The sequence below is a fragment of the Hymenobacter chitinivorans DSM 11115 genome, assembly GCF_002797555.1.
GTDB classification, from domain to species: Bacteria; Bacteroidota; Bacteroidia; order Cytophagales; family Hymenobacteraceae; genus Hymenobacter; species Hymenobacter chitinivorans.
This window is the reverse complement of the sequence record NZ_PGFA01000002.1, coordinates 58101-79121: the sequence shown is the minus strand read 5'-3', so window position 1 is coordinate 79121 and position 21021 is coordinate 58101. Positions and strand designations below refer to the sequence as shown.

General features: G+C 63.1%; 19 protein-coding genes. 11 read left to right on the top strand and 8 right to left on the bottom strand.

What is annotated here, in order from left to right:
* The first annotated feature begins 143 nt into the window (after positions 1-143).
* Together CLV45_RS13960 and CLV45_RS13955 are read left to right on the top strand one after the other, a co-directional pair.
* On the top strand, positions 144-1370 hold the full coding sequence (locus CLV45_RS13960; protein WP_157807490.1) for a M50 family metallopeptidase: 1227 nt from the start codon (positions 144-146) through the stop codon (positions 1368-1370).
* A 394-nt stretch (positions 1371-1764) separates the two neighbouring features.
* Positions 1765-3765 carry a hypothetical protein gene (locus CLV45_RS13955; protein ID WP_100337090.1) on the top strand — a complete coding sequence of 667 codons (2001 nt, stop codon included), beginning with the start codon at positions 1765-1767 and terminating at the stop codon, positions 3763-3765.
* A gap of 91 nt (positions 3766-3856) precedes the next feature.
* Here the strand turns inward: CLV45_RS13955 and CLV45_RS13950 are convergent, their stop codons facing one another.
* Complete coding sequence (locus tag CLV45_RS13950; RefSeq protein ID WP_100337089.1) at positions 3857-4753, bottom strand: helix-turn-helix transcriptional regulator; 897 nt, start codon at positions 4751-4753, stop codon at positions 3857-3859.
* A 174-nt stretch (positions 4754-4927) separates the two neighbouring features.
* Between CLV45_RS13950 and CLV45_RS13945 the strand changes: the two genes are divergently transcribed.
* Positions 4928-5866: an NADP-dependent oxidoreductase gene (locus CLV45_RS13945; RefSeq protein ID WP_100337088.1), complete on the top strand. Its 939-nt coding sequence runs from the start codon at positions 4928-4930 to the stop codon at positions 5864-5866.
* A 139-nt stretch (positions 5867-6005) separates the two neighbouring features.
* Here the strand turns inward: CLV45_RS13945 and CLV45_RS13940 are convergent, their stop codons facing one another.
* Together CLV45_RS13940 and CLV45_RS13935 are read right to left on the bottom strand one after the other, a co-directional pair.
* Positions 6006-7079, bottom strand: a complete 1074-nt coding sequence (locus CLV45_RS13940) for an SDR family NAD(P)-dependent oxidoreductase (RefSeq protein ID WP_100337087.1) — start codon at positions 7077-7079, stop codon at positions 6006-6008.
* 153 nt (positions 7080-7232) lie between these two features.
* Positions 7233-8300 (bottom strand): chemotaxis protein CheB, encoded by a 1068-nt coding sequence (locus CLV45_RS13935; protein WP_100337086.1) that lies wholly within the window; start codon positions 8298-8300, stop codon positions 7233-7235.
* Positions 8301-8565: 265 nt separating this feature from the next.
* On the opposite strand from CLV45_RS13935, the gene CLV45_RS13930 reads away from it, so the two are divergent.
* Both CLV45_RS13930 and CLV45_RS13925 read left to right on the top strand, forming a co-directional pair.
* Positions 8566-9471 (top strand): oxidoreductase, encoded by a 906-nt coding sequence (locus CLV45_RS13930; RefSeq protein ID WP_100337085.1) that lies wholly within the window; start codon positions 8566-8568, stop codon positions 9469-9471.
* 98 nt (positions 9472-9569) lie between these two features.
* Positions 9570-10379, top strand: a complete 810-nt coding sequence (locus CLV45_RS13925) for a helix-turn-helix domain-containing protein (protein WP_100337084.1) — start codon at positions 9570-9572, stop codon at positions 10377-10379.
* Between the two features lie 93 nt (positions 10380-10472).
* Here the strand turns inward: CLV45_RS13925 and CLV45_RS13920 are convergent, their stop codons facing one another.
* Positions 10473-11654 carry an esterase-like activity of phytase family protein gene (locus CLV45_RS13920; RefSeq protein ID WP_100337083.1) on the bottom strand — a complete coding sequence of 394 codons (1182 nt, stop codon included), beginning with the start codon at positions 11652-11654 and terminating at the stop codon, positions 10473-10475.
* Positions 11655-11949: 295 nt separating this feature from the next.
* On the opposite strand from CLV45_RS13920, the gene CLV45_RS13915 reads away from it, so the two are divergent.
* The 3 genes from CLV45_RS13915 (at position 11950) to CLV45_RS13905 (ending at position 15001) form a co-directional block, all read left to right on the top strand.
* Entirely contained in the window at positions 11950-12393 is a 444-nt protein-coding gene (locus CLV45_RS13915) for a GNAT family N-acetyltransferase (RefSeq protein ID WP_245882867.1), read from the top strand.
* Between the two features lie 158 nt (positions 12394-12551).
* Complete coding sequence (locus tag CLV45_RS13910) at positions 12552-12989, top strand: BLUF domain-containing protein (protein ID WP_100337082.1); 438 nt, start codon at positions 12552-12554, stop codon at positions 12987-12989.
* 149 nt (positions 12990-13138) lie between these two features.
* Positions 13139-15001: a PAS domain-containing sensor histidine kinase gene (locus tag CLV45_RS13905; protein ID WP_100337081.1), complete on the top strand. Its 1863-nt coding sequence runs from the start codon at positions 13139-13141 to the stop codon at positions 14999-15001.
* A gap of 58 nt (positions 15002-15059) precedes the next feature.
* Here the strand turns inward: CLV45_RS13905 and CLV45_RS13900 are convergent, their stop codons facing one another.
* Entirely contained in the window at positions 15060-16043 is a 984-nt protein-coding gene (locus tag CLV45_RS13900) for an ABC transporter ATP-binding protein (protein WP_100337080.1), read from the bottom strand.
* 64 nt (positions 16044-16107) lie between these two features.
* Positions 16108-17091, bottom strand: coding sequence for a GlxA family transcriptional regulator (locus CLV45_RS13895; protein ID WP_100337079.1), 984 nt, complete (start codon positions 17089-17091; stop codon positions 16108-16110).
* Positions 17092-17277: 186 nt separating this feature from the next.
* On the opposite strand from CLV45_RS13895, the gene CLV45_RS13890 reads away from it, so the two are divergent.
* Both CLV45_RS13890 and CLV45_RS13885 read left to right on the top strand, forming a co-directional pair.
* Positions 17278-17700, top strand: coding sequence for a VOC family protein (locus tag CLV45_RS13890; RefSeq protein ID WP_100337078.1), 423 nt, complete (start codon positions 17278-17280; stop codon positions 17698-17700).
* A gap of 338 nt (positions 17701-18038) precedes the next feature.
* Positions 18039-18350, top strand: coding sequence for a hypothetical protein (locus tag CLV45_RS13885; RefSeq protein ID WP_100337077.1), 312 nt, complete (start codon positions 18039-18041; stop codon positions 18348-18350).
* A gap of 97 nt (positions 18351-18447) precedes the next feature.
* On the opposite strand, the gene CLV45_RS13880 is transcribed toward CLV45_RS13885, so the two are convergent.
* A complete protein-coding gene (locus CLV45_RS13880; protein WP_100337076.1) occupies positions 18448-18717 on the bottom strand; it encodes a hypothetical protein in 270 nt (89 codons plus the stop codon).
* Positions 18718-19022: 305 nt separating this feature from the next.
* Between CLV45_RS13880 and CLV45_RS24980 the strand changes: the two genes are divergently transcribed.
* Entirely contained in the window at positions 19023-19529 is a 507-nt protein-coding gene (locus tag CLV45_RS24980; protein WP_157807489.1) for a hypothetical protein, read from the top strand.
* Between the two features lie 109 nt (positions 19530-19638).
* On the opposite strand, the gene CLV45_RS13865 is transcribed toward CLV45_RS24980, so the two are convergent.
* Entirely contained in the window at positions 19639-20892 is a 1254-nt protein-coding gene (locus CLV45_RS13865; RefSeq protein ID WP_157807488.1) for a porin family protein, read from the bottom strand.
* Positions 20893-21021 lie beyond the last annotated feature (129 nt).

Sequence of the window (21021 nt, the reverse complement as noted above, 5' to 3'; positions counted from 1 at the left end):
CGGTAGGCTTGGCGCTGAGGGGGCCTATTCCAGGTATTTTTCTGGCTGGCACCCCGGCCGCCGCGGTTTCCTCACCCGCAGCGCCTATTTTTAATGCCCTTGTTTTTCTATTCCCCGGCGGCCCGCCATTCTGCCCTTGCTGTATGCTTGATTTCTCCAAGCCCGATGCCTCCTCGACTACTCTTCAGCAAGCAGAACGGAAGCAACGGCGTCTGCGTCTGTTGGTGCTAGGCGTTTTGTGGGGTATTGCGCTGATATTGGGTAGCCGGCGCTGGTTGCACGCGCTGCTCTACCAGGCGGCCGTGCTGGAGGTGGCCTGGCCCGTGTTGGTATTGGGCTGGGTCCTGGGCTTGGGTCTGCTATATCTCCTGCTCATAGCGGTGCACGAGGGTGGCCACGTGCTGGGCGCCCGGCTGGCCCGGTTCCGGGTGCTGACCTTTGCCGTCAGCTGGCTGCGCATTACCCGGCAGGCCGGCGGGTGGCAAGTGCGCCTGCAAAAACCCCTGGCCTCGCTCGGGGGCATGGTGCAGGCCTACCCCGCCCACACCCGCCACCTGCGCCCCCGCTTCGCCCTCTTCATTGCCGGCGGCCCCCTGGCCAATCTGCTGACCGGCGCCCTGGCCCTCTACCTGCGCCAGGTGCTGCTGCCTCCTACCAGCGAGCTGGCCTTTGCCGTTTCCCGAACGCAGTACGGGCTCAATCATGCGCTGACGTTCTTCGGCTGGGCTTCCCTCTTCGTCGGAGCCTTCAACCTGCTGCCGCTGCGCCTCAAGTCGGGCTACACCATCGACGGCCGCAAGCTCTGGTACATGGCCCGGGGCGGGGCGGCCATGCACCAGCACCTCGGCTTGCTGTACTTTCAGAGCATCACCTACGCCGGCACCCGCCCCCGGGCCTGGGACCCGGCCCAGCTGGAAGCCTTTTTGGCGTACCGCAGCCACACCGTGCTCGATTTCTACGCCCACCTTTACGCCTATGCCTACTACCAGGACTGCGACGAGCGGGCCCTGATGGAAGAGCACCTGGCCGCCGCCCTGGAGCGCCGCCACGCCAGCCCGGTAGCCCTGCAGCAGCACGTGCTGGCCGAGGCCGCCGTAGTGGCCGCCCTCTCCGATGAGCACGCCGAATATGCCCGCCAGTGGCTCGACCAGGCCCAGGCCGCCAAGCCTTTCAGCAATGAGGAGGGCCTGTTTGCCCGGGCCGCAGTGGCCTACGCCGAAGGCCAGCTGCCGGAAGCCACCCGCTGGCTGCAGGCCGCCCGCCAGCAGCTGCAACAGGCTTCGCACCTGGCCGCCAACGAGCAGGGCGCCGAACAGCTCGATGACCTGCAGCACCGCATTGCGCTGGCTGCCACGGCCCAGCCGGCTTAAGCAGCGTCTTCCGGCCCAGCCCCCGAACAACCTGGGCAAAAGCCAATCGGGGCGGCGGGGGTAAGAAACTACGGAAGGTGGCCGGGCTGGTCCGGGCTCAGGGCTGACCAAGTCAAACTTGCCGTGGGGCTTGAACTACCATTAAAAGCAGCGGCAGAAGTTAGACTCGACTATATATCCGGAGTTGGGCATATTTCTTACGCGGGCCCGCGGCATTTCCCAGCTGCCGGCTTACCCCTACCTAGCAAAATACCCAGAAGCAGGTATTGCCCACTGCTCAGGTCCGGCGGTACTTTTGTAGTTGTCGAGTTCCGGCTATTGCTTCCGACAGGAGAGCACCGGAGTATTGGCATCAACCCGTCGTCCTACTAACGCATCTGCCTTGCAACTCTTTATGCCCAAACTCTACAACATTCTGTGCCTGCTGTGCCTGCTGGTGGTGCTGACCATTGGCGGGTGCACCAAAAAGGAAGACCCGGCCCTGAACCCTGACCCGCCGCTGACGCTGACCTCGACCCTGGACAAAACCAGCGTAACGCCCGGCGACGTGGTGGTTATTACCACTTCCGACAACCTGTCGGACAAACCCAGTTGGGAAGTGCTGGTCGGGGGCCGCAAAGTGGTGGTGGCTAAATTGGAGGCTAATCAGGCCTCGTTTGTGGTGCCGGTGCTGGCTACGGGGCCCGTGTCGCTCGACCTGACGGCAATGGGTGTAAAAGCCGCGCCGGCCCTGACCATGACAGCTTACCCAGCCATCACCGATCCGGCCCCCGTGCTGGCCGACTTCGAAGCCCGTCTGGCCAAGGGTATTACCTACCTCGACCGGCTCAGCAAAGACACCCTCAACGCAGTGCCGGGCCAGAATGTGGCTTCGATGCGGAGCCTGCAAAAGGCCTACACCTCGCAGCTGGCAGCGCTGACGATAGCGCAGAAGATTGAGGTGGCCTACGTGCTACAGAAAATCACCTTCGATGAGGTGGAGCTGCCGCAGCGCCGCACCGCCTCCGCCGACCCCAGCGACGACTTCATGACCATTGGTAAGGCATTCGTAGTCAGCTCGCTTACCACCACGGCCTGCATTGCCGTCTTTGCCCCTCTGGCCGCTTTTCCCGACCCGGTAAGCAAAGTACTGGCCTGCGCCGTAGCTACCCAGGGCATTTTGTCGCTGATGACTTCGCTGAAGCTGATTCAGGAGCTGTGCAACCGTTTCGATTTGATAGCCGAAGTAGGCGTGCTGGCCTCCAACGGCGCGGCGGCCATTACCCTGGGCAATGAGCAGCTCACCAGTTGCCTCGTCAGCGCGACTGGCCGGACCCTGGCCGCCACCGACGCGGCCGGCTCGGCGTTTATGCAGAAAATCTTTGCTGCCAACGCCAAGTTGGAAAAGGCCCACGCTGCCTTCACCGCCACCTTTACCCGTATCAAATCCTGGTTTGGCGACGCGACGGCGCCCACCCCCTACGTCAATCCGGTGAAGGCCGCTGCCGCCCGGGCCAAACGCAACTTGGCCGCCAACCTGGTCAAGATTCAGAACGTGTCGCGCTCAGCTATTACGCTGATAGCCTCGGTGGTCAACAACCAGCTTACGCTGCGAGCCAGCAGCACAACTATTACGGCTACCGTCACCTTCACCTTCGACGTGGTCTACGACAACGCGGAGTTGGGCATTCAGGCCCGCAAGACAATTACGGCCACCTACAACCCCCAGGTGGCGGGCTACACCCTGGAGCTGCTCTCGTATGATTTGCTGCCTAGCTCCAATGGATTTACGAACTGGACCAGTGACCCCAACCCAGCTACGTACACGGCTTACGCCAGCGTGCAGCCGGGCCAGGCGTTTTCCTCACCCCAGCGCATGCAGCACCATCACCGCCTCAAGCTCAACGGCGTGTACGTGAAGACCCGGGATGGGGGCAATATCTCGGACTACGGGACTTTTTCGATTGATACCGGACAGGGCTTTCAGTCGGCTGACGTGCACGTGGGGACCTACCAGATCAACGTTTACGATGCCACTAATAACCGCTCCGTGTCCATTCCCGTTGACCTGACCATCGACAACTCGATCCACAGAATGGCCGTGGGCAAAACCCTGCGTGTCAACTACCCATCCTCCAGCGGCAGCACGGTTCGCACCCTCGAAATCATCCTCCGCTCCAACGGCACCTACAGTCACTACGAAGATGGCAAGCTCACGGCAGAAGGCACGTACCGGTTAGACGGCGGCCGCCTTTTCTACTCCCAGGTGTGCGGGGGTAGTACGGTTCGGGGCACAAGCAAAAGCGTGGGCGGCATTTACTTTGACGGACACGTTGTGGTCAATAACTTTTTCCCATTGTACGAGGACGGCTCCTCATATCAGTTTCTGTGCGTACCCAGTTGGTTTAGTATATAAGCCCGTCTAGGCGGCCCCGCCTTACCCACCCTGAATAGTACGCACTGCGGCCCGCCGAATTCTCGGCGGGCCGTTGTTTATTTAAGTAGCATCAGCCCGCGCAGGCCGGGGCGCCGGCGGCCGTCAGCAAGTCGAAATTGCCGCGCTGCTTGAAGGCCTGAATGGTGTAGCCGTGGTACTTCTTGAACTGCCGCGAGAGGTGGCTGGCATCGCTGAAGCCCAGCTCGTAGGCAATTTCCTTGACCGAGTTGCCCGAGTACAGCAGCCGGGCCTCGGCCACTTTCAGCCGCGACTTGAGCACGTATTCCTGCAATGACTCGCCAGCGTTGCGCCGGAAATACTCCCCGAAATAAGTGGCCGACACGTGGAAATGCGCGGCCAGCCGGGCCACGCGCAGCTGCTCGTTGTCGAAGAGGTGGTGCTGCACGTGGTTGAGGACCTGCTGAAACCGCGGAGCGGCGGCACTGCCCCCGGTGGCCACAAACGCAGCTTCGATGTTGCGGGCCAGGATGTTGAGAATCGTCACCAGGCTGCTTTGAATCATGCCGTGGGAAAAATTGTCGCGCTGGGCGTGCTCGTGGCGCACCAGCTGCAGCAGGTGAATCAGGTGCTCTTTGTCGCGGGCCGAGCGGATAATGTCGCCGGGCACGCGGTTGTAGTTGACCAAGATGTAGGACATCTTGCGAAACCAGTCCTCGAAGTCGACTTCCCCGTGGCGGCCCTTGTCGAAAACCTGGTTGGTGAAGCGCACAAACAAAAACCGGGTGGGCGTGAGCACCTCGAAGGAGTGGCAGTTGAGCGGGGGCAGCAGGAAAATGCTGTGCTGCTCGTAGGGCACGTGCTGGTAGTTGATGCACTGCCGCCCCTGCCCTTCCTCCACCAGCACCAGCTCGAAGAAGTTGTGCTGCTCGGGCCGCTTGCGCCATTCGGTTACTTCCTCGACCAGGATTTCGAAGGGCGCGTGGGAAAAATCCGCTTGTACATGCATGATTCAGGGACGAAAAGACCAGTGCTGCCGCAATAGTAGCCGTTGTCAGGCAATTTCCGGCCAGATTCGGCTGCCGGTAGCGGCTTCGTTCCGGATTATCCCCGATTCGTACTACAGCTCCTGCCCGGCGGGGCCCCACCTTTGCCCCGTTCTTCACCAACCCTTCCAACCGATATGAAAGCCTTTATCCTGACTGAGCCCACTGGCCCTAGCGGCCTGCGCCTGACCGAGCTGCCCACGCCCACGCCCGCCCCCACCGACGTGCTGCTGCGGGTGCAGGCCCTGAGCGTGAACCCCGTCGATGCCAAATCAACCGAGGGCAAGGCCATGTACGGCCGCTTTAAGGACGAGCAGCCGCTGATTCTGGGCTGGGACGTGGCCGGCACCGTGGAGGCCGTGGGCGCCGAGGTAACCACGCTGCAGCCCGGCGACGAGGTCTTCGGCATGATTAACTTCCCCGGCCACGCCCGCGCCTACGCCGAGTACGTGGCGGCCCCGGCGGCCCACCTCGTGCGCAAGCCCGCCGGCACCAGCACTGCCGAGGCCGCCGCGGCCACCCTGGCCGCTCTTACTGCCTGGCAGGCCCTCGTGACGCAGGCCAACGTGCAGCCCGGGCAGCGAGTTCTGATTCACGCCGCCGCGGGCGGGGTGGGCCACTACGCGGTGCAGCTAGCTAAGCACCTGGGCGCCTACGTCATCGGTACGGCCTCGGCTGCCAAGCGCGACTTTGTGCTCAGCCTGGGCGCCGACGAAGTCATCGACTACCAGCAACAGGCGTTTGAGCAAGTAGTAGCGCCCGTGGATGTAGTGCTCGACTCAGTGGCCGGCGAAACCCAGCTTCGGTCGTTGGCGGTGCTCCGGCCCGGTGGTACGCTGGTCAGCATCCTGGGCCTCACCCCCGACACGCCCGCCCGGGCCGAGCAGCACGGCGTAACGGCCAAGGCCATGCTGGTGGATTCCAACCAGCCCGGTATGCAGCAGGTGGCCGACTTGCTGGCCAGCGGCGCGCTTCGCTCCCACGTGTCGCTCACGGTACCGTTCGACGAGCTGCCCCGGGCCTTGGAACAGATCCTGACCGGCCGCACCCAGGGCAAGGTGGTCATTACGCTGTAGACCAGAGCAACGCTTTGGTAGCCGTTAGGCTACGCCACCAAAACGCCCGACTGCCTACCCATGGCAGTCGGGCGTTTTGGTGGCCCGAAGCTTCAGCTTCGCGTATCGTCAGAGCCCATAGCCGACTGCCAGAAACCAGCTACGGCTTTTTCTGCTTGCGCTGCCGGTTTTCGGCCTGGATGCGCGGCTTCACCCCGTCGTCGACGCCGCGGCCGGTGGGTACCGGCTGGTACAAAGACGCCGTGGTGACCGGGGCCGGCGGCGCAGTTTTGACCTGGTAGCGGTGGGCAATGTTGGCCGACACCCGCTCGGTGAAGTGGGGGAAAATACCGTGCGAGAAAAACGCGCCCCGGGCTTTCCAGCCCACGGGCAGCTCCTGCCGGGGCCGCACCGAGGAGCGCACCATGGCGTTGACAACCTTGCTGGGCGGGTCCATGGCGGCCATGCGGGGCGTGCCGCCGCTGTAGTTGGCCGCGTGGCCCCAAAACGGCGTGTCCACGGCCCAGGGCTCGATGGTGACGACTTTGATATTCGCATAGCCATTGAGACGCAGCTCGTGGTTGAGGGCCTGGTCCAGGTTGCGGATGGCGCCCTTGGTGGCGGCGTACACGGCGTGGTAAGCCAGGGGCACCTCACTTTCCACCGAGCCCAGGTTCATGAGCGTGCCCTGGCCCTGGGTCTGAAACAGCTTGATGGCCGCCTGGCTGCCGTAGATGATGCCCTTGAGGTTGACGTCAATTAGCTGGGAGTAGTCATTGAGCGGAATTTCCCAGAACCGCCCGATGCCGCCCACGCCCACGTCGTTGACCCACACATCTACCCGGCCGAACTGCTTCACCGCCGCTTCGGCCAGGCGCTGCACCTGCTCGGGCTGGCTGATGTCGGTGGTTACGACCAGGGCCGAGCCGCCACTGGCCCGAATCTTAGCGGCTACTTCCTCCAGCAGCTCGGTGCGGCGGGCGGCCAGCACCACGTTGGCCTTCATCGTGCCCAGCTGCTCGGCCATGCCCCGGCCAAAGCCGCTGGAGGCCCCGATAATAACGTAGGTTTTGCCCTGCACCTGCTTGTGCACGGCCGAGCCCGGCTTGGAGGTGGCGCAGCTGCTCAGGGCCCAGGCCAGCAGTAGCAACAGCCCCAGCGCCCAGGGCAGAAAGCGGCGCGGCGCGGGAGTCGGGGCAAAGTAAAATCCGGGGGCGGCAGTAGAGAAATGCATAGGAAAATGGGTCAAGAGTAATGGCCTACACTACTCTGCCCATACGGCCTGCTTTTGCGCCGGGATATAGCCCAGCTTGCCGCAAACGCCGTTTTAACGTTCAGCCTAGTCCCCTATTTCGGTACTTTTCCACGGGTCCCGGGCTGGCCGGCGCTAGGGTTTTTCGGGAATTTCCCGGCGGGCTTCGGGGGCCAGGTCGCCGCTGAAGGCCTGGTGCTGAAATATCGACTTGCGCACGGCGTGGGCCTGCTTTTCGGTGTGGGCGGCCTTGGTCAGGAACACGTCGGCCACGGCGGCCTGCCCGTCTTTGGCGAAGTACTCGCCCAGGTGCTGGAGCAGCATCTTGCTTTCCTCCAGCCCCCGCATCGACTGGTAGAGCAGGCTTTCCACCGACTCCGACACCTCCGAGAGCAGGGCGCTGATGGTGTAGGCGTGGCCGGTGTGGCAGCGGAACCGGATGAGCTTGCCCTCGATGAGCTGGGTGAGGGCGCCGTGGCAGTCGGGGCAGGTGAAGGCCGTGAGCTGGCCCTGGTCGATAATGCCCATTTCGAAGGCATTGTCGTTTTTGGCAATGTTGACCTCGATGCCCAGCAGTGCCGTGTAGCCCTTGGGCACGGCCGGGTGGGCCAAGGCCGGGCTGGTGGTGAGGCGCACGAGCAGGGCGCCCAGCTCGGCCAGGGGCACGATGTGGTCGGCCTGCACAAACTCCAGGGCGTTGGTGGGCATGGCCGGAGCCGTGGCATCGTCGGGACTTTGCACCACCGTGACGCCGCCCAGCCGCTGAATGCACCACAGTCCGGACGTGCCGTCGTCGAGGTAGCCGGTGAGCACCACCCCAATCACCCGGGGCCCGTAGCCGTAAGCCGCCGAGCGAAACAGGGCGTCAATCGAGGGCCGGAACCGGTTTTCCTTGGGCCCGCGCTTCACCAGTACCGTGTCGTTTTCGATTAGCAGGTGATAATCGGGCGGGGCCACGTAGATAACGCCGGGCTTCAGCGCTTCGCCGTCGCGCGGGTGCTTGGCCGGCAGCGCCGAAACGTCGCTCAGCAGCTGGGGCAGCAGGCTCTGGGCGTAGGGCGCCATGTGCTGCACGATTAGAATGGGGGCGGGAAAGTCGTGGGGCAGGGTTTTTACCAGCTCCAGCAGGGCCATGACGCCCCCGGTCGAAGCCCCGATTACGACAATATCCCGTTTGGCAGCGCCTTTCTTCTTTGCGGTCATACTACGTCAAAACAACCGTACCACTTTGCCCGTGCCAGCAGCCCGGTGGGCGTGGTAGCTCCACGGACGGCAGAAGCCGGGCTGTTGCGTACGCAAAAACCGGGGCCGCGTTAGTCCTGCCGGGGTCTGCAGCCGGTTTCGGGCTGGTAGTCACGCTGCTACGAATACGCACCTGAGCTGTTCAACAAACCACCTTTGAGCTTTTCAACAAAGTAGCCCGCTACCCGGCGCCCGACCTTTGCGGAGAACTTAACCCTCCGTAACAATGAACAACGTTTGGTTTATTACGGGCAGCGCCCGGGGTCTGGGCCGCAGCCTGACCGAAGCCGTGCTGGCCCGCGGGGGCCGGGTGGCCGCCACGGCCCGCCAGCCCGAGCAGCTCGCCGACTTAGTAACCCGGTACGGCCGCCAGGTGCTGCCCCTGGCCCTGGACGTCACCGACGCCGCCCAGATAACGGCCGCCGTAGCCACCGCCGTGGCCCACTTCGGCCGCCTCGACGTGGTGGTCAACAACGCCGGGTTTGGCATTACCGGCGCGGCCGAGGCCTACTCCGAGGAGCAAGTGCGCAGCCAGCTCGAAACCAACCTCTACGCCCCCATTGCCATTACCCGGGCCGTGCTGCCCTACCTGCGCCGGCAAGGCAGCGGGCACATTCTGCAAATCAGCTCGGTGGGCGGCCGGGTTGGCAACGCGGGCGTCTCGATTTACCAGGCGGCCAAGTTTGGGCTGAGCGGCTTCACCGAGGCCCTGGCCAAGGAAGTAGCCCCGCTGGGCATCCGGGTCACGGCGGTGGAGCCGGGCGGGTTCCGCACCGACTGGGCCGGCGCCTCCATGCGCTTCGCCCCGGCCATTGCGGGCTACGACCTGGTGCAGCAGCGGGCCGACTTCTTCGCCAGCGGCAGCTTCGTGCCCGTCGGCGACCCGGCCAAGGCGGCCCAGGTGATGCTCGACCTCGTGCAGCATCCCCACCCGCCCGTGCACCTGGTGCTGGGCAGCGAAGCCGCCGCCATGCTCCGGCAGGCCGACGCCGACCGGCGGGCCGAGTTTGAGCACTGGCTGCCCGTCACCCTTTCTACCGACCACGACGAGGCCGACGCGGCCAATTTCCTGCAAACCGCCATGGGCCAGTCGCTGCTGGCCGAGCGGGGCAAGCCGCGGGGTTCCGAATAAAGCCACCGACCGGACTTGCCCGCCGCCGGAGCGGCCGGTTTTGGTATATTCCGTGGCGCCGCGGGTGGCGCTTTGCCCCGCCGGTTTGTTTTGATCTTATGCCCAGCCTTCCCGAAATTTCCTTGCGCCCCCAGATTCTGTATTCCTGCTACCACAGCCGGAGCTCGGAAGGCGAGCAGTTTGTGCCCGAGCACATTCTTAGCTTCCAGCTGGCGGGCACGCTCACCACCTTCGATGGCAACCGGCAGCAGGTGTTCCGGGAGGGCGACCTGCGCCTGAGCAAGCGCAACCACCTGGTCAAGTTCAGCAAGCAGCCGCCCGAGCACGGCGAGTTCAAGTCGCTGTCGGTGACGCTGGACCAGGACACGCTGCGCCGCTTCAGCCTGGAGCACGGCTACCACGCCGCCGGCCCGCCCGCTCCCGATGAAGCCGTGGTGGCCCTGCCGCTCACGCCGCTCTACCAGAGTTACCTCGACTCGTTGCGGCCCTACGAGCAGCTAGCCGAGGCCAGCTCGGCGGGTTTTCTGGCCCTCAAGCTGCGCGAGGCCATTCTGCTGCTGCTCAACAGCAACCCCGAGCTGCAGAACGTGCTGTTCGACTTCTCGGAGCCCGGCAAAGTAGATCTGGAAGCCTTCATGAGCCGCAACTTTCACTTCAACGTGCGTCTGGCGCGCTTTGCCTACCTCACGGGCCGCAGCCTGGCCACGTTCAAGCGCGACTTCGAGAAGATCTTTCAGCTTTCCCCCAGCCGCTGGCTGGTGCGGCGCCGGTTGCAGGAAGCCTATTTTCTGATCAAGGAAAAGGGCCGGGCGCCTTCGGAAGCGTATTTGGAAGTCGGCTTCGAGGACTTGTCCCACTTCTCGTTTGCCTTCAAGAAAATGTACGGCGTGGCCCCGTCCCGGCTCTAGCTGGCAAGCTTGCCAGCTAACAACGCACAAGCGGAAGCCGGGATGGTCCCGGCTTCCGCTTGTATGATTTACGGTCTGCTTTGGCGGTGCCGGTTACGGCATCACCTCGAAGGCCAGGAACTGGGTGACCTGGGTGGCGCCGAAGTTGTCGTCCGACACCAGAATCAGCGAATAATGGCCATTGGCCAGCTTTGGGCCGAAGGTCATACCTTCCAGGTTATCCACGCGGGCCACGCCGGTAGAAGCCACGTCCAGCACCAGGCGCTTGGTTACGGGCGTGTACGTGGCGCCCTGCAGGCCCCCCAAGGTATTCACGTCGGTAGCGGCAGCCAGGTCTACTTCGTAGATTTTCACCTGGTAATCCGGGGTGGCGCCCACGGCAAAGGACCGTTCCATCACCAGCAGCTTGGTTTCCGACAAGGCCAGCACTTCCACGATGCCGTTGAGCTGAAATTGGTCGGCGGGCACCGGGGCTTTGTGCACGGCGTCGAGCTTGTAGGCGTACTGGCCCACCACCTGCCGGGTGGCTTTGTCGTACTTCACCAGGCGGGTGGTGGCCGTTACGCCGAAGGCCGCGCGGGAACCGTCTTCGTAAATGGGCTCTTCCTGGGCCGTAAACACAAACCGGCCACCGGGCGTGATGGACATACCCTCGTAGGAGCCGTTGGAGCGGGTGCCGTTTTCGGTGGCTTTGATTTGAAACAGCGGAGGCAGGCCAAAGTCGGCGACGTAGCTGCCGTCCGGGTTGGCTTCGCGCAGAAACGGATTGTTGAGCACGGCCGGCGTCACCGTCAGGTTGCGCACTCCTTCACTGCTCCAGATAATGTGGCCCGTGGCCGCGTCGTAGCGGATGCCTTCCGGGTCGATGCGGGCGTAGATGGCCGTGGCGTCGGAACCGGTTTTGGGGAAGGCCGTGCCGTCGGGCCGCTTCAGGGTCGTCACGCCGTTCACCGTCACGCCCGTGAAGCTGTTCTGGTCAAAGGCAAGCTTGGCCGTGTAGTAGCGCACGGGCTGCAGGTCCGACGGGTCGTCGCTCATCAGGTAGTACGAGTCGTTGTCGGCGCGGTAGTCGAGGCCCGAAAAGCCGCCGAGGGTGGTGCCCTGGTAATCCTGCTTGAAGGGCACTTTGGCTTCGCCGATGTAGCGCAGCGAGGCTACCGAGGTGGGTGGGGCCGTGGTGGCGGGCGTGTCGTCGCCTTCTTTGTCGCAGGCCAGCAGCACGGGCAGCGCCGAGCCGGCCAGCAGCAGGGCCGTAGTGGAAAACAGCTTGTTCATGGGGAGAGGAGTGAAAACCAGGAATAGGAAAGGATGAGCAAAGTAAGCCCGTGGAAAAGCGGGCGGAGTTATGCCAATGTTATGCTTGCCGGGCGGCGGGCATTGGGCGGCCCGGCGAGTCTCTGGTTTAAGATACAACGGCGGGCCGTAACTTACTGGCTTAGAAGATACCTGCCTAGCCCCACCCCTTATGTTCAAAGCCCTGGTTGCCGACAATATTACCCTGCACCTGATTGAGGAAGACAACCTGGCCGAGGTAGTCACGCTGTTCTAGGGCTTCCCCGATTCGGGCCCGATGGTGGCCGAGCTGCTGCGTCACTACGTGCCCACCTACGACCGGGGCCGGCGCACCAACTTCGGTTTTTACTCCCGGCTGGGTTCCGAGCTGGCCGGCCTGACGGTGCTCACCGTCGACAGCTGGGACGAATCCTCCGGTTCTACCGGCGCCGACGTGTTGGAGCACATGCGCGGCCGGGGCGTGACGCCGGGCAGCAAGCCCCACCTGTTTTTTCTGGCCTTCGAGCTGCTCGGCCTCAACCGCGTGGCCACCGGCTGCCGGGTGTCCAACCTGGCGTCGAAACGGTCGTTGGAGAAAACCCGGGGCCTGCAGTTCGAAGGCATCATGCGCGAGTCGGGAGTCAACGACGAGGGCCAGTTTGAGGACGAGTACCTATACGCTATTCTGCGCCGCGACTGGGCCCCGCTCTACGACAAAAACCGGGTGCAGGTGGTGTATTAGCGCGGCCCGCGGCGGGAAATATGTAAATTCAGCTCCACCGTTGCCAACCGCCAAGCCGCCTCCGCACGTATCTTGCACACTTGTCTGGTGCAAACTCCTACCCCGCCGGATTTTCTCATTGTCCGGAGCGCGCGGGTAGGCGCCCCGTCCTATTGCGCATGAATCACATTGTGTACATGAGCCGGGCAGTCCGGCCACTGTCCGACCAAGACCTGCAGGAACTACTGAGCCAGTGCCGCCGCGACAATGCCCAGCACAACGTCACTGGCATTCTGTTTTATAGCCACGGCAACATTGCCCAGCTTATCGAGGGCGAGCCAGCCGTTATTGAGCCCCTCTACGAGAAGATTTCCCGCGACGGGCGCCATTCCAACGTGACCCAGCTGGCCAACAAGCCCATTACTACCCGCAGCTTTCCCGACTGGTCCATGGCCTTCCACCCCATCCAGACCGAAGGTTTTCACGCCCTGGAAGGCTTTTTCCTGCCTCACCAGCTGCCCGCCACGCCCGAGTCGCTCACCATTGCCGACGCCCTGATTGTGGACCTGGTGCGCCAGGCCGTGTTTGGTGCCGACGAGCCTGCCTCCGCCCAGTAAAGCGCCCCGCCCAGATTTTCACTTTTTTTCGGCTTCGTAGGTGGCTGACCCGTACAGGTCAGCTGTCTTTCCGTTAGTTCAGTCTCAACCCGCGAATCCGGCCTGCTTACCCCATATTTGCAGTCCTTTTCTCCCTGCCCACCCCGTTCATGCGCGAACAGCAGCTTCAGAGTATTCTCCGGCACATGCCCGCGGGCATTGCCACCCTGTTGGGGCCGGAGCTGCGCTATGGGTTCGTAAATGAGGCCATGCAGGCCCTGCTCGGCGGCGACACGCCCGAAGGTCAGCCCCTGGCCAACCACCTGGGCACCCTGGCCGCCGACTTGCTGGAGGTAATGCAGCAGGTGTATCAGTCGGGCCGGCCTTACGTGGCCAAAGCCTACGCCCTGCCCTTGCCCGGCGAGGCCGGTCAGGCCGCCACGCCCCGCTACTTCGACCTGGCTCTGGAGCCCTTGCAGGATGAGGACGAACAAACCCAGGGCCTGCTGCTGTTTGCCGTGGATGTGACGGGTCAGGAAGAAGCCCGGCAGCGCGCCCACGAGCTGGCCCTGGAAACCCGCCGCCTCGACGCCCGCCTGCGGGTGCTCACCGAAACGGCCCCCCAGATTACTTTTAGCGTGGACGCCGACGGGCAGTACGAGTACGTGAGTCCGCAGTGGTACTACTTCACCGGCCAGCCGCCCACGGCCGACCTGAACGCCATCTGGCCCTTGCTGATTCACCCCGACGACCGGCTGCGGGTGCTGTATCAGTCGGATGCGGCCCGGGCCGGGGGTATCGGCTGGAGCTTCGAGTACCGCCTGCGCCGCCACGACGGGCAATACCGCTGGGTGCTCAGCCGCGCCCTGCCCGAGCTCCACGCCCCCGACAAAGCCGTATTCTGGCACGGGGCCGTTACCGAAATCCACGACCAGCGGGAACTGGCCGAAGCCCTGCGCCGCGGGGAGGCCGAGCTGCGCTTTCTGGCCGACAGCATTGCCCAGCTGATCTGGACGGCCACTGCCGAGGGCTTTATCGACTACTACAACCGCCACACGGCCGAGTACACCGGGCGCACCCCCGAGGAGCTGGGCCCCACCGGCTGGGTGGGTCTGCTCGACCCCAGTGAGCAGGCCGCCGCCGCCCGGCGCTGGGTGCAGAGCGTGGCCAGCGGCGCCGACTACGAGGGCCTGTACCGCATGCGCCGCCACGACGGGGTGTACCGTTGGCACATCATCCGGGCCCGGCGCCTGACCGACTCCCGGGGCCTGCGCTGGTTTGGCACCTGCACCGACGTGGACGACCAGCACCGCCTGCGCGAAGTGCTGCAAAGCCAGTACGACGAACTGGCCCGCACCAACCGCGACCTGGACACGTTCGTCTACACGGCTTCCCACGACTTGAAACAGCCGCTGTTCAACCTGCGGGGCCTGTTTGAGGAGCTCAAGCGCACGGCCACTTTCCACGACCCCGAGCAAAAGGACATCCTGGTGATGGTGGACGAGGCCCTGCGCCAGCTCGACAGCACTTTGCAGGAGCTAGCCGCCACCGTGCAGGATCAGCGGGAGCTGGCCACGCCCACCGAGGCCCTGGACCTGAGCAGCGTGGTGGAGGAAGTTTTGCTGGGCTTACGCACCCAGGTGCAGGAAACCCAGGCTTTCATCGACATTCAGACCCAGGAGGCGCCGACGCTGGTATATGGTCGGGCCAACCTGCGCAGCGTGCTGCACAACCTGCTCAGCAACGCCCTAAAGTTTGCTCACCCGGCCCGCGCGCCCCACATTGTACTCACCAGCCGCCTCTCGCCCACCGGCAAACCGGAGCTCACCGTGCGCGACAATGGCCTGGGCATGCGGCTGCGTGGCGGCACGGCGCCGGCTTTTCACCTCTTTGAGCGCCAGCACCCGCGCGTGCCCGGGGCCGGGGTGGGCCTCTACCTAGTGCAGCGCATCCTCGACAGCCACGGGGGCCACCTCGAAGTGAGCAGTGCCGTGAACGAGGGCACGACCTTCACCGTGCACTGGTTTGAGTAAAGCCAGACTGGCTTTTTTGAAGCTACGCCGGTAGCCCAGCTCTACAACCGGCCCAGATTTACAGATACCAGAAATTCTCGGGCGCCACGGCCACCGTTACGGCTTGCCCAACCTGATGGGTAGCAGTGGTTTTCACCCGAATAGTAGTGTTTTGCAGCCGCACGTCGACTTCGGAATAGCTCCCGAAAAACCGCACTTCCTGCACCGTAGCCGGCAACCCGGCCTCCCCGCCTTCCGGACCTAGCAGCACGTTTTCGGGACGCAGCAGCAAGGGCTTACGCCGCCGGGGCAGGCCGGCACCAGCGGCCAGGCCCCCCGCCACCGGACCTTGCAGCAGGTTATAGTCGCCGAAGAGGCCGGCCGTGTACTCATTCACCGGCTGCCGGTAAATCAGGGCCGGCGGGCCCTGCTGCACAAGCCGCCCGCTCTGAATCACCAGGATTTGCTCGGCCCACGACAAGGTATCGGCCGGGTCGTGGGAAATGAGCAGGCAGGTAATGCCCAGCTGGGCGCCAATGTCGTGGATAACGGCCTTGAGAATCTGGCGGTGGCCCCGGTCGAGGTTGGAAAACGGCTCATCGAGCAGGAGCAGGCGCGGGGCCGTGAGCAGCAGGCGGGCCAACGCAATGCGCTGCCGTTCGCCGCCCGAAAGCTGGTCGGTACGGCGCGTGGCCAGGTGCCCGATGCGGCACAGGTTGTAGAGCTGCTCGGTGGTCACGGTCTGCTGTTTGCTGGCGTAGCGCAGCACCTGCTCTACGCGCAGGGAAGGCGGCAGCTCGAAGTGCTGTGAGAGAAACGCTATGCCCGGGTGGCCCGGAATCAGTACTTCCACGGGGCCTTTCACCCGTCGGTCTTCGAAGCGCACGGTACCGGTCGTGGGCTGGGTAAGGCCGGCAATGATTTGGAGCAACGTGCTTTTGCCGGCCCCGGTTTCGCCGGCTATGGCCAGCTTCTGAAACTGGCGCTGGCTAAAGCTGATATCCTCTAACACCGTGTTGCCCCTTTCCTGCAGGGTTATTCCCGAAACGCTCAACCAGCTCATACGTGCCGCAAAAAGTAAAATGGAGGGCAGCCGCGGCGCCCCGCTCCCGGTAAGCCACCTGCCGCTACGCCGCCGGGGCCAGCGTCCGGTTGTACTTGTTGCGGTACTGTTTCGGCGAGAGGCCCGTCAGGCGCTTAAAAGTACTACGAAACGCCTTGGGGTCGGAGTAGCCCACCTGGTACATCACCTCATTCACGTTTTCCAGCGTCGATTCCAGGCTGTTTTTGGCCGCCTCAATCTTAACCCGCTGAATGTATTCCACCACCGAGTTGGACGTGGCTTTCTTGAAGCGCCGCTCCAGGTTGCGGCGGCCCAGGGCCAGCATATCGGCCAGCTGCTCCACGGTTATCTTGTCCTGGTAGTTGTCTTCAATGTAGGCCTGGGCCTTCTTGATGGGCTCGTCGCCGTGCTCCTTCTGGCCGTTGAACATGATAAAGGCCGACTGACTAACCCGCTCAATGTCAATCTGGAACACCTTGGCGCAGATCAGGGCAATTTCGCGGCCGGCGTACTTCTCTACCAGGTACAGCACCAGGTTGAGGTAGGAAAAAGCCCCGCCGCTGGAATAAATACCGTGCTCATCGGTCACCACCCGGTCCTCGACCAGCTCCACCTGCGGAAACATACGGCGAAAGTCGTGGGCGGCGGCCCAGTGGGTGGTGCACTGCCGCCCGTCAATCAGGCCGGTGGCGGCCAGCAAAAACGCGCCCAGGCACAGCGAAGCCACCTCGGCCCCACCCCGGTACTGCTCAATTATCCAGGGCAGAAAGGCGTGGTTGTTGGCCAGGGCCACGGCTGGGTCCCCATCCACGGCCGGGATGATGACCAAGTCGGTTTTGGGTACGTCCGCAGTCAAATGGGGGGTGTACACCGAGTACAGGCCCCCGCACACGGGCGTCTGGGTCTGCAAGCCCACCAGCTGAATGTCGAACAGCGGAGCTTTGTTCATGCGGCGCAGCAGGGCATTCACTTCCGAGAAAACCAGGCGCGGGCCTTCGATGCTGCCCAGAACGGCGCCCTGCGGAACCAGGATGGCAATGTGTTTCATAGGATGAAATCTTAAGTACGGCGGGTGTCGCAATCCACCCTGAATTCGTCGGAATGGCCCCCTATATAGCGCCGCCGCATTACTAATTTTGTTGGCGACACCAGAGTACCCAAAGGCAATAATACTATATATATTAGTAAAAATCACCTCCTGCCGCAACTTCATTTTCCACTTTTTCTCTTCCCCATGCTTACCTCTGCCCTTACCCCCTACCTGGCCTTCAACGGCACCTGCCGCGAAGCCATGACTTTCTACCAGCAGCGCCTCGGCGGCGACCTGCAGATGCAGACCTACGCCGGCACACCCGCCGCCGAAAACCTGCCCGCCGAGGCCCAGAACAACGTGCTGCACGCCATCCTGACCAACGGTAGCCTGGTGCTGATGGCCTCCGACGCGGGTCAGCAGGCCGTCACGAAGGGTAACATGGTTTCCTTGTCGGTGAACTGCCGGAGCGAGGAGGAAATTACCAGCCTCTTCCAGCAGTTTGCCGAGGGTGGCACCATCACAATGGACCTGCAGGATACTTTCTGGGGCGCCAAGTTCGGCATCCTCACCGACCGGTTTGGTATCGACTGGATGTTCAATTACGATAAGCCCACCGCCGAATAAGGCGCTACTGTAGGCGAAAACAGGACCGGCCGGCACTGCAATGCTGGCCGGTCCTGTGTTGAGGTGCGAAGCCACCGCCAAACGGAATGTCTAATTAGCCCGAAACTGCTTCGCCGTGGTATGCCTGCTGCTGGGGCTGTGCTGCCGGCTCCCTCGGAACCTGGGGCCGCCGCAACCGAGGGCTGCTCGGGCACGCCCCGGGCATCATTATTCTGGCGCCGGTAAACCTGGGTAGGCTGTAATCCGCAGCGCCGGACCAACGCAAGCTGTTGCTTCGCCGTACTACTGAGCCCCGGCCCGGCTCACGCGCCGGACTCTTTCACTTACTACTCCCAGCTATGAAACTCACGCTTGTTTTTGCAGCCCTGCTCGCCGGCACCGTTGGCAGCGCAGCGGCCCAGACCAGCCAGTCGCCCAACACTACCACGCCCAAGACGACGCAGGCCGGGGCCAAGACCGAAACCCGCAGCCGCCCCATGAACACGGCTCCCGCTACCGGCCCCACCCGGGCTTCGCGCTCCAGCTCCACCACGAAATCGACGCGCCAGGGCAGCGCCACGGGCAGCACCAATAGCGAAACCGTGGGCAAGAACAGCCGGGGCAAGTCGGGCACCGGAGCGGCTAAAAAACCTACTACGACCGAGCAGTAACCTACCGGGTTACTTTCCCTACCGCGGGCCCCACGGCTTCTTCTACCGGGAAGAAGCCGTGGGGCCCGCGGTGTTTTTAGGCTGCTGAGAATGGCAATTACGCGTGCGGCCGGCGCGCCAGCCACTCGGTGGCCTCCCGGCCCACCAGCGCCCGAAAAGCATCCATATCGGCCGCCTGAAGCGTCGTGCCAGCCGTCTGCTCGTAGGTTGGGCGCAGCTTATCGGCTAGGTGCTTGAGCTTTTTGGGCAGGTCTTTTTCCTGAATGTTTTCCTCGTCTAACAAACGAAACAGTGCTTCTTTAGGAATCGGGGACAGACCACCGGGGGCTACCCACCCCGGCGCGGAGTTGTTCTGCTGCTGAGCCATAACCTTATAGGATTAGCGGAAAAAACTCTCCTTGTACGCACCACCGAAAGTCCGTGTTAATAGCCGAGCAAGCATCTATTTACTTGGCAATGAATTAGTTGTTGAGCTTACCACGAAAAGCCCGGCCAGGTCCCACGGAAGCTCAACCGGAGCAAAAAAACAAGCTCTTGACGGTTAAGAAGTTACTACCCGCTTCTCACTTTATTTGGAACACTGCTGGTAAGGCGCCCGTAATCAGCTGACTAACACGGCTTAAAGCACGGCTTTCGGCTCACCTAACTCAACCAACCCAACCAACTGTTCTTATGAAAAAGGTATTGATACTGGCTGCCGTTGTGGCCGCCACCATGGCCAGCGCCAAAGCCCAAACCACTTCGGGTACCAGCACTTCCGGTAGCAGCACTTCGGGCAGCAGCACCGCCGGCACTACCTCGGGCACCACTTCGGGCGCCATTACCGGCACCATTGGTAGCACCACCGGCAGCGGCGGCACTACCACCAGCGGCACCACGGTGGGCAGCTCCACCTACGGCAGCACCTCGGGTTCGGGCTCCACGTCGGGCACCGGCTCCACCTCAGGCGCTACCACTTCGGGCAGCGGCTCCGGTTCGGGCTCCGGCTCCGGCTCAATGACCAGCGGCTCCATGTCGGGCTCGGGCTCGTCGAGCAGCACCAAATCGTCGACCCGCAAGTCGAGCAAAGCTACGCGCACCAAAACCCGCTCCACGGGCAGCACCAGCGGCAGCTCCACCAGTGGCCGCAGCACCTCGGGTAGCTCTACTTCGGGCGCTACCACCGGGGGCATCCGCTAAGCCAGCTTAGCACCCCAACGTCCACAAAAAAACGCCCGGTTTGCGCCGGGCGTTTTTTTGTGGACGTTGGGGTGCCACTTAAGCGTAAGCAAGCCGGGTACGTTCGTTCTTAACCACCGAACGTGTAGCCCGCTAGCAAAGTCAGGCCGCGGGTGCCACTCAGAGCAAGGCCGTGAATCGGGTCCGACGTGCCGTCGTAACGGTCGGCGCGCATTTCGAGCTGCACGCTGCCCGAACCAGCTTTGATAGAAAGCCCGGCGCCCACTAGGCCCGCGCCCACGTTGAAGCGGTGCACGGGAAACACGTACGTGTCGACGCTCTGAAAGCGGGGCCGCTCCGACCGTACACTGGCGTCGCGCAGCACATTGAGCGAAGGCAAAAAGCCGGCCTCCACAAACGGCTGCACCCGCCCCCGCATAAAGCTGTAGCGCAAAATCAGGGGCACCCGCAGCGTAGCCAGTTCCGCCTTGACCTCGTTGTTGGTGATGTCGTCGCCGTTGAAGCGGTTGGGACTGGCTTCGACGTAGGTCGAGTGGTAATTTTGCAGCACGTACAGGGCCTGCAGCAGCAACGACAACCGGGGATTAAACCGGCGCATGGGAATATCCAGGCCAACTCCGAAAGCTGCCCCCTGGGACTTGTCCAGCTCATGCTCGGTGTTGTTTGCTTCATTTATCACCCGTATCGTGCCCTGGTGTGTGCCGCCGAGCACGCTGATTCGGGTAGCCGAGTTGTTTTTGGGAGTAAATGTCTTGGTGGCGGCCGGGTTGATGCAGGTGTTGTAGGCCGATACAAGCTTAATCAGCGAAGTTTGCTTGAGCTCGACTTTAGCCACAGTGGTCTGCACCGACGGGCAATCGGCCATGATAGGCCAGAGCACGTTGCGAAAGGTGTAGAGCCGCTGTTGGGTGGTTACGTTACGGTGCTGGGTTTCGTCGTAGCGCGTCACGGTGGTGTCGCTGATACCCAAGGCCTGCACCGCCGGGGCCGTAGCGGCCGTCCCGATGTAGTAGCGGTCCTGGTTACGGTCATCTACGCGGTGAAACAGCTCGGCCCGCCCCAGCACCAGCGCCTCTAAAAAGGCGGAAGCCGTGGTTTTCTCGGGCAGCGTCTTGCTCTGGTAGTTGGTGCCGCCGGCAAAACCGTAGGCCCGGATCTGGCCCGGCTGATACTCTACCACGGCCCCGGTAGCCGAGGGCCGGTACCGGCAGAGCAGGCTGTTGCGCTGCTCCCCGCGGTAGTCAACTTCGCCCCGCAGCGTGTCGCCGCTCAGCGGCAGTACGTAGCCCGCCCGAAACCCGGACTGCGCAAAAATCAGGTTGCTGCTTGCCAGCAGCATGGCAACTAGTAGTTGTTTTTTCATAAAACGGGCCCGAAAGTTAAATGGCCAAGCGGCAAAGCTACGACGGGCGGCGGGTACGACCGGCATTTATTTATGCCCCACGGGCTGGGGCTGGGCAAAAACGAAGTCGGCCTTTTTTCAAGTTGAAAA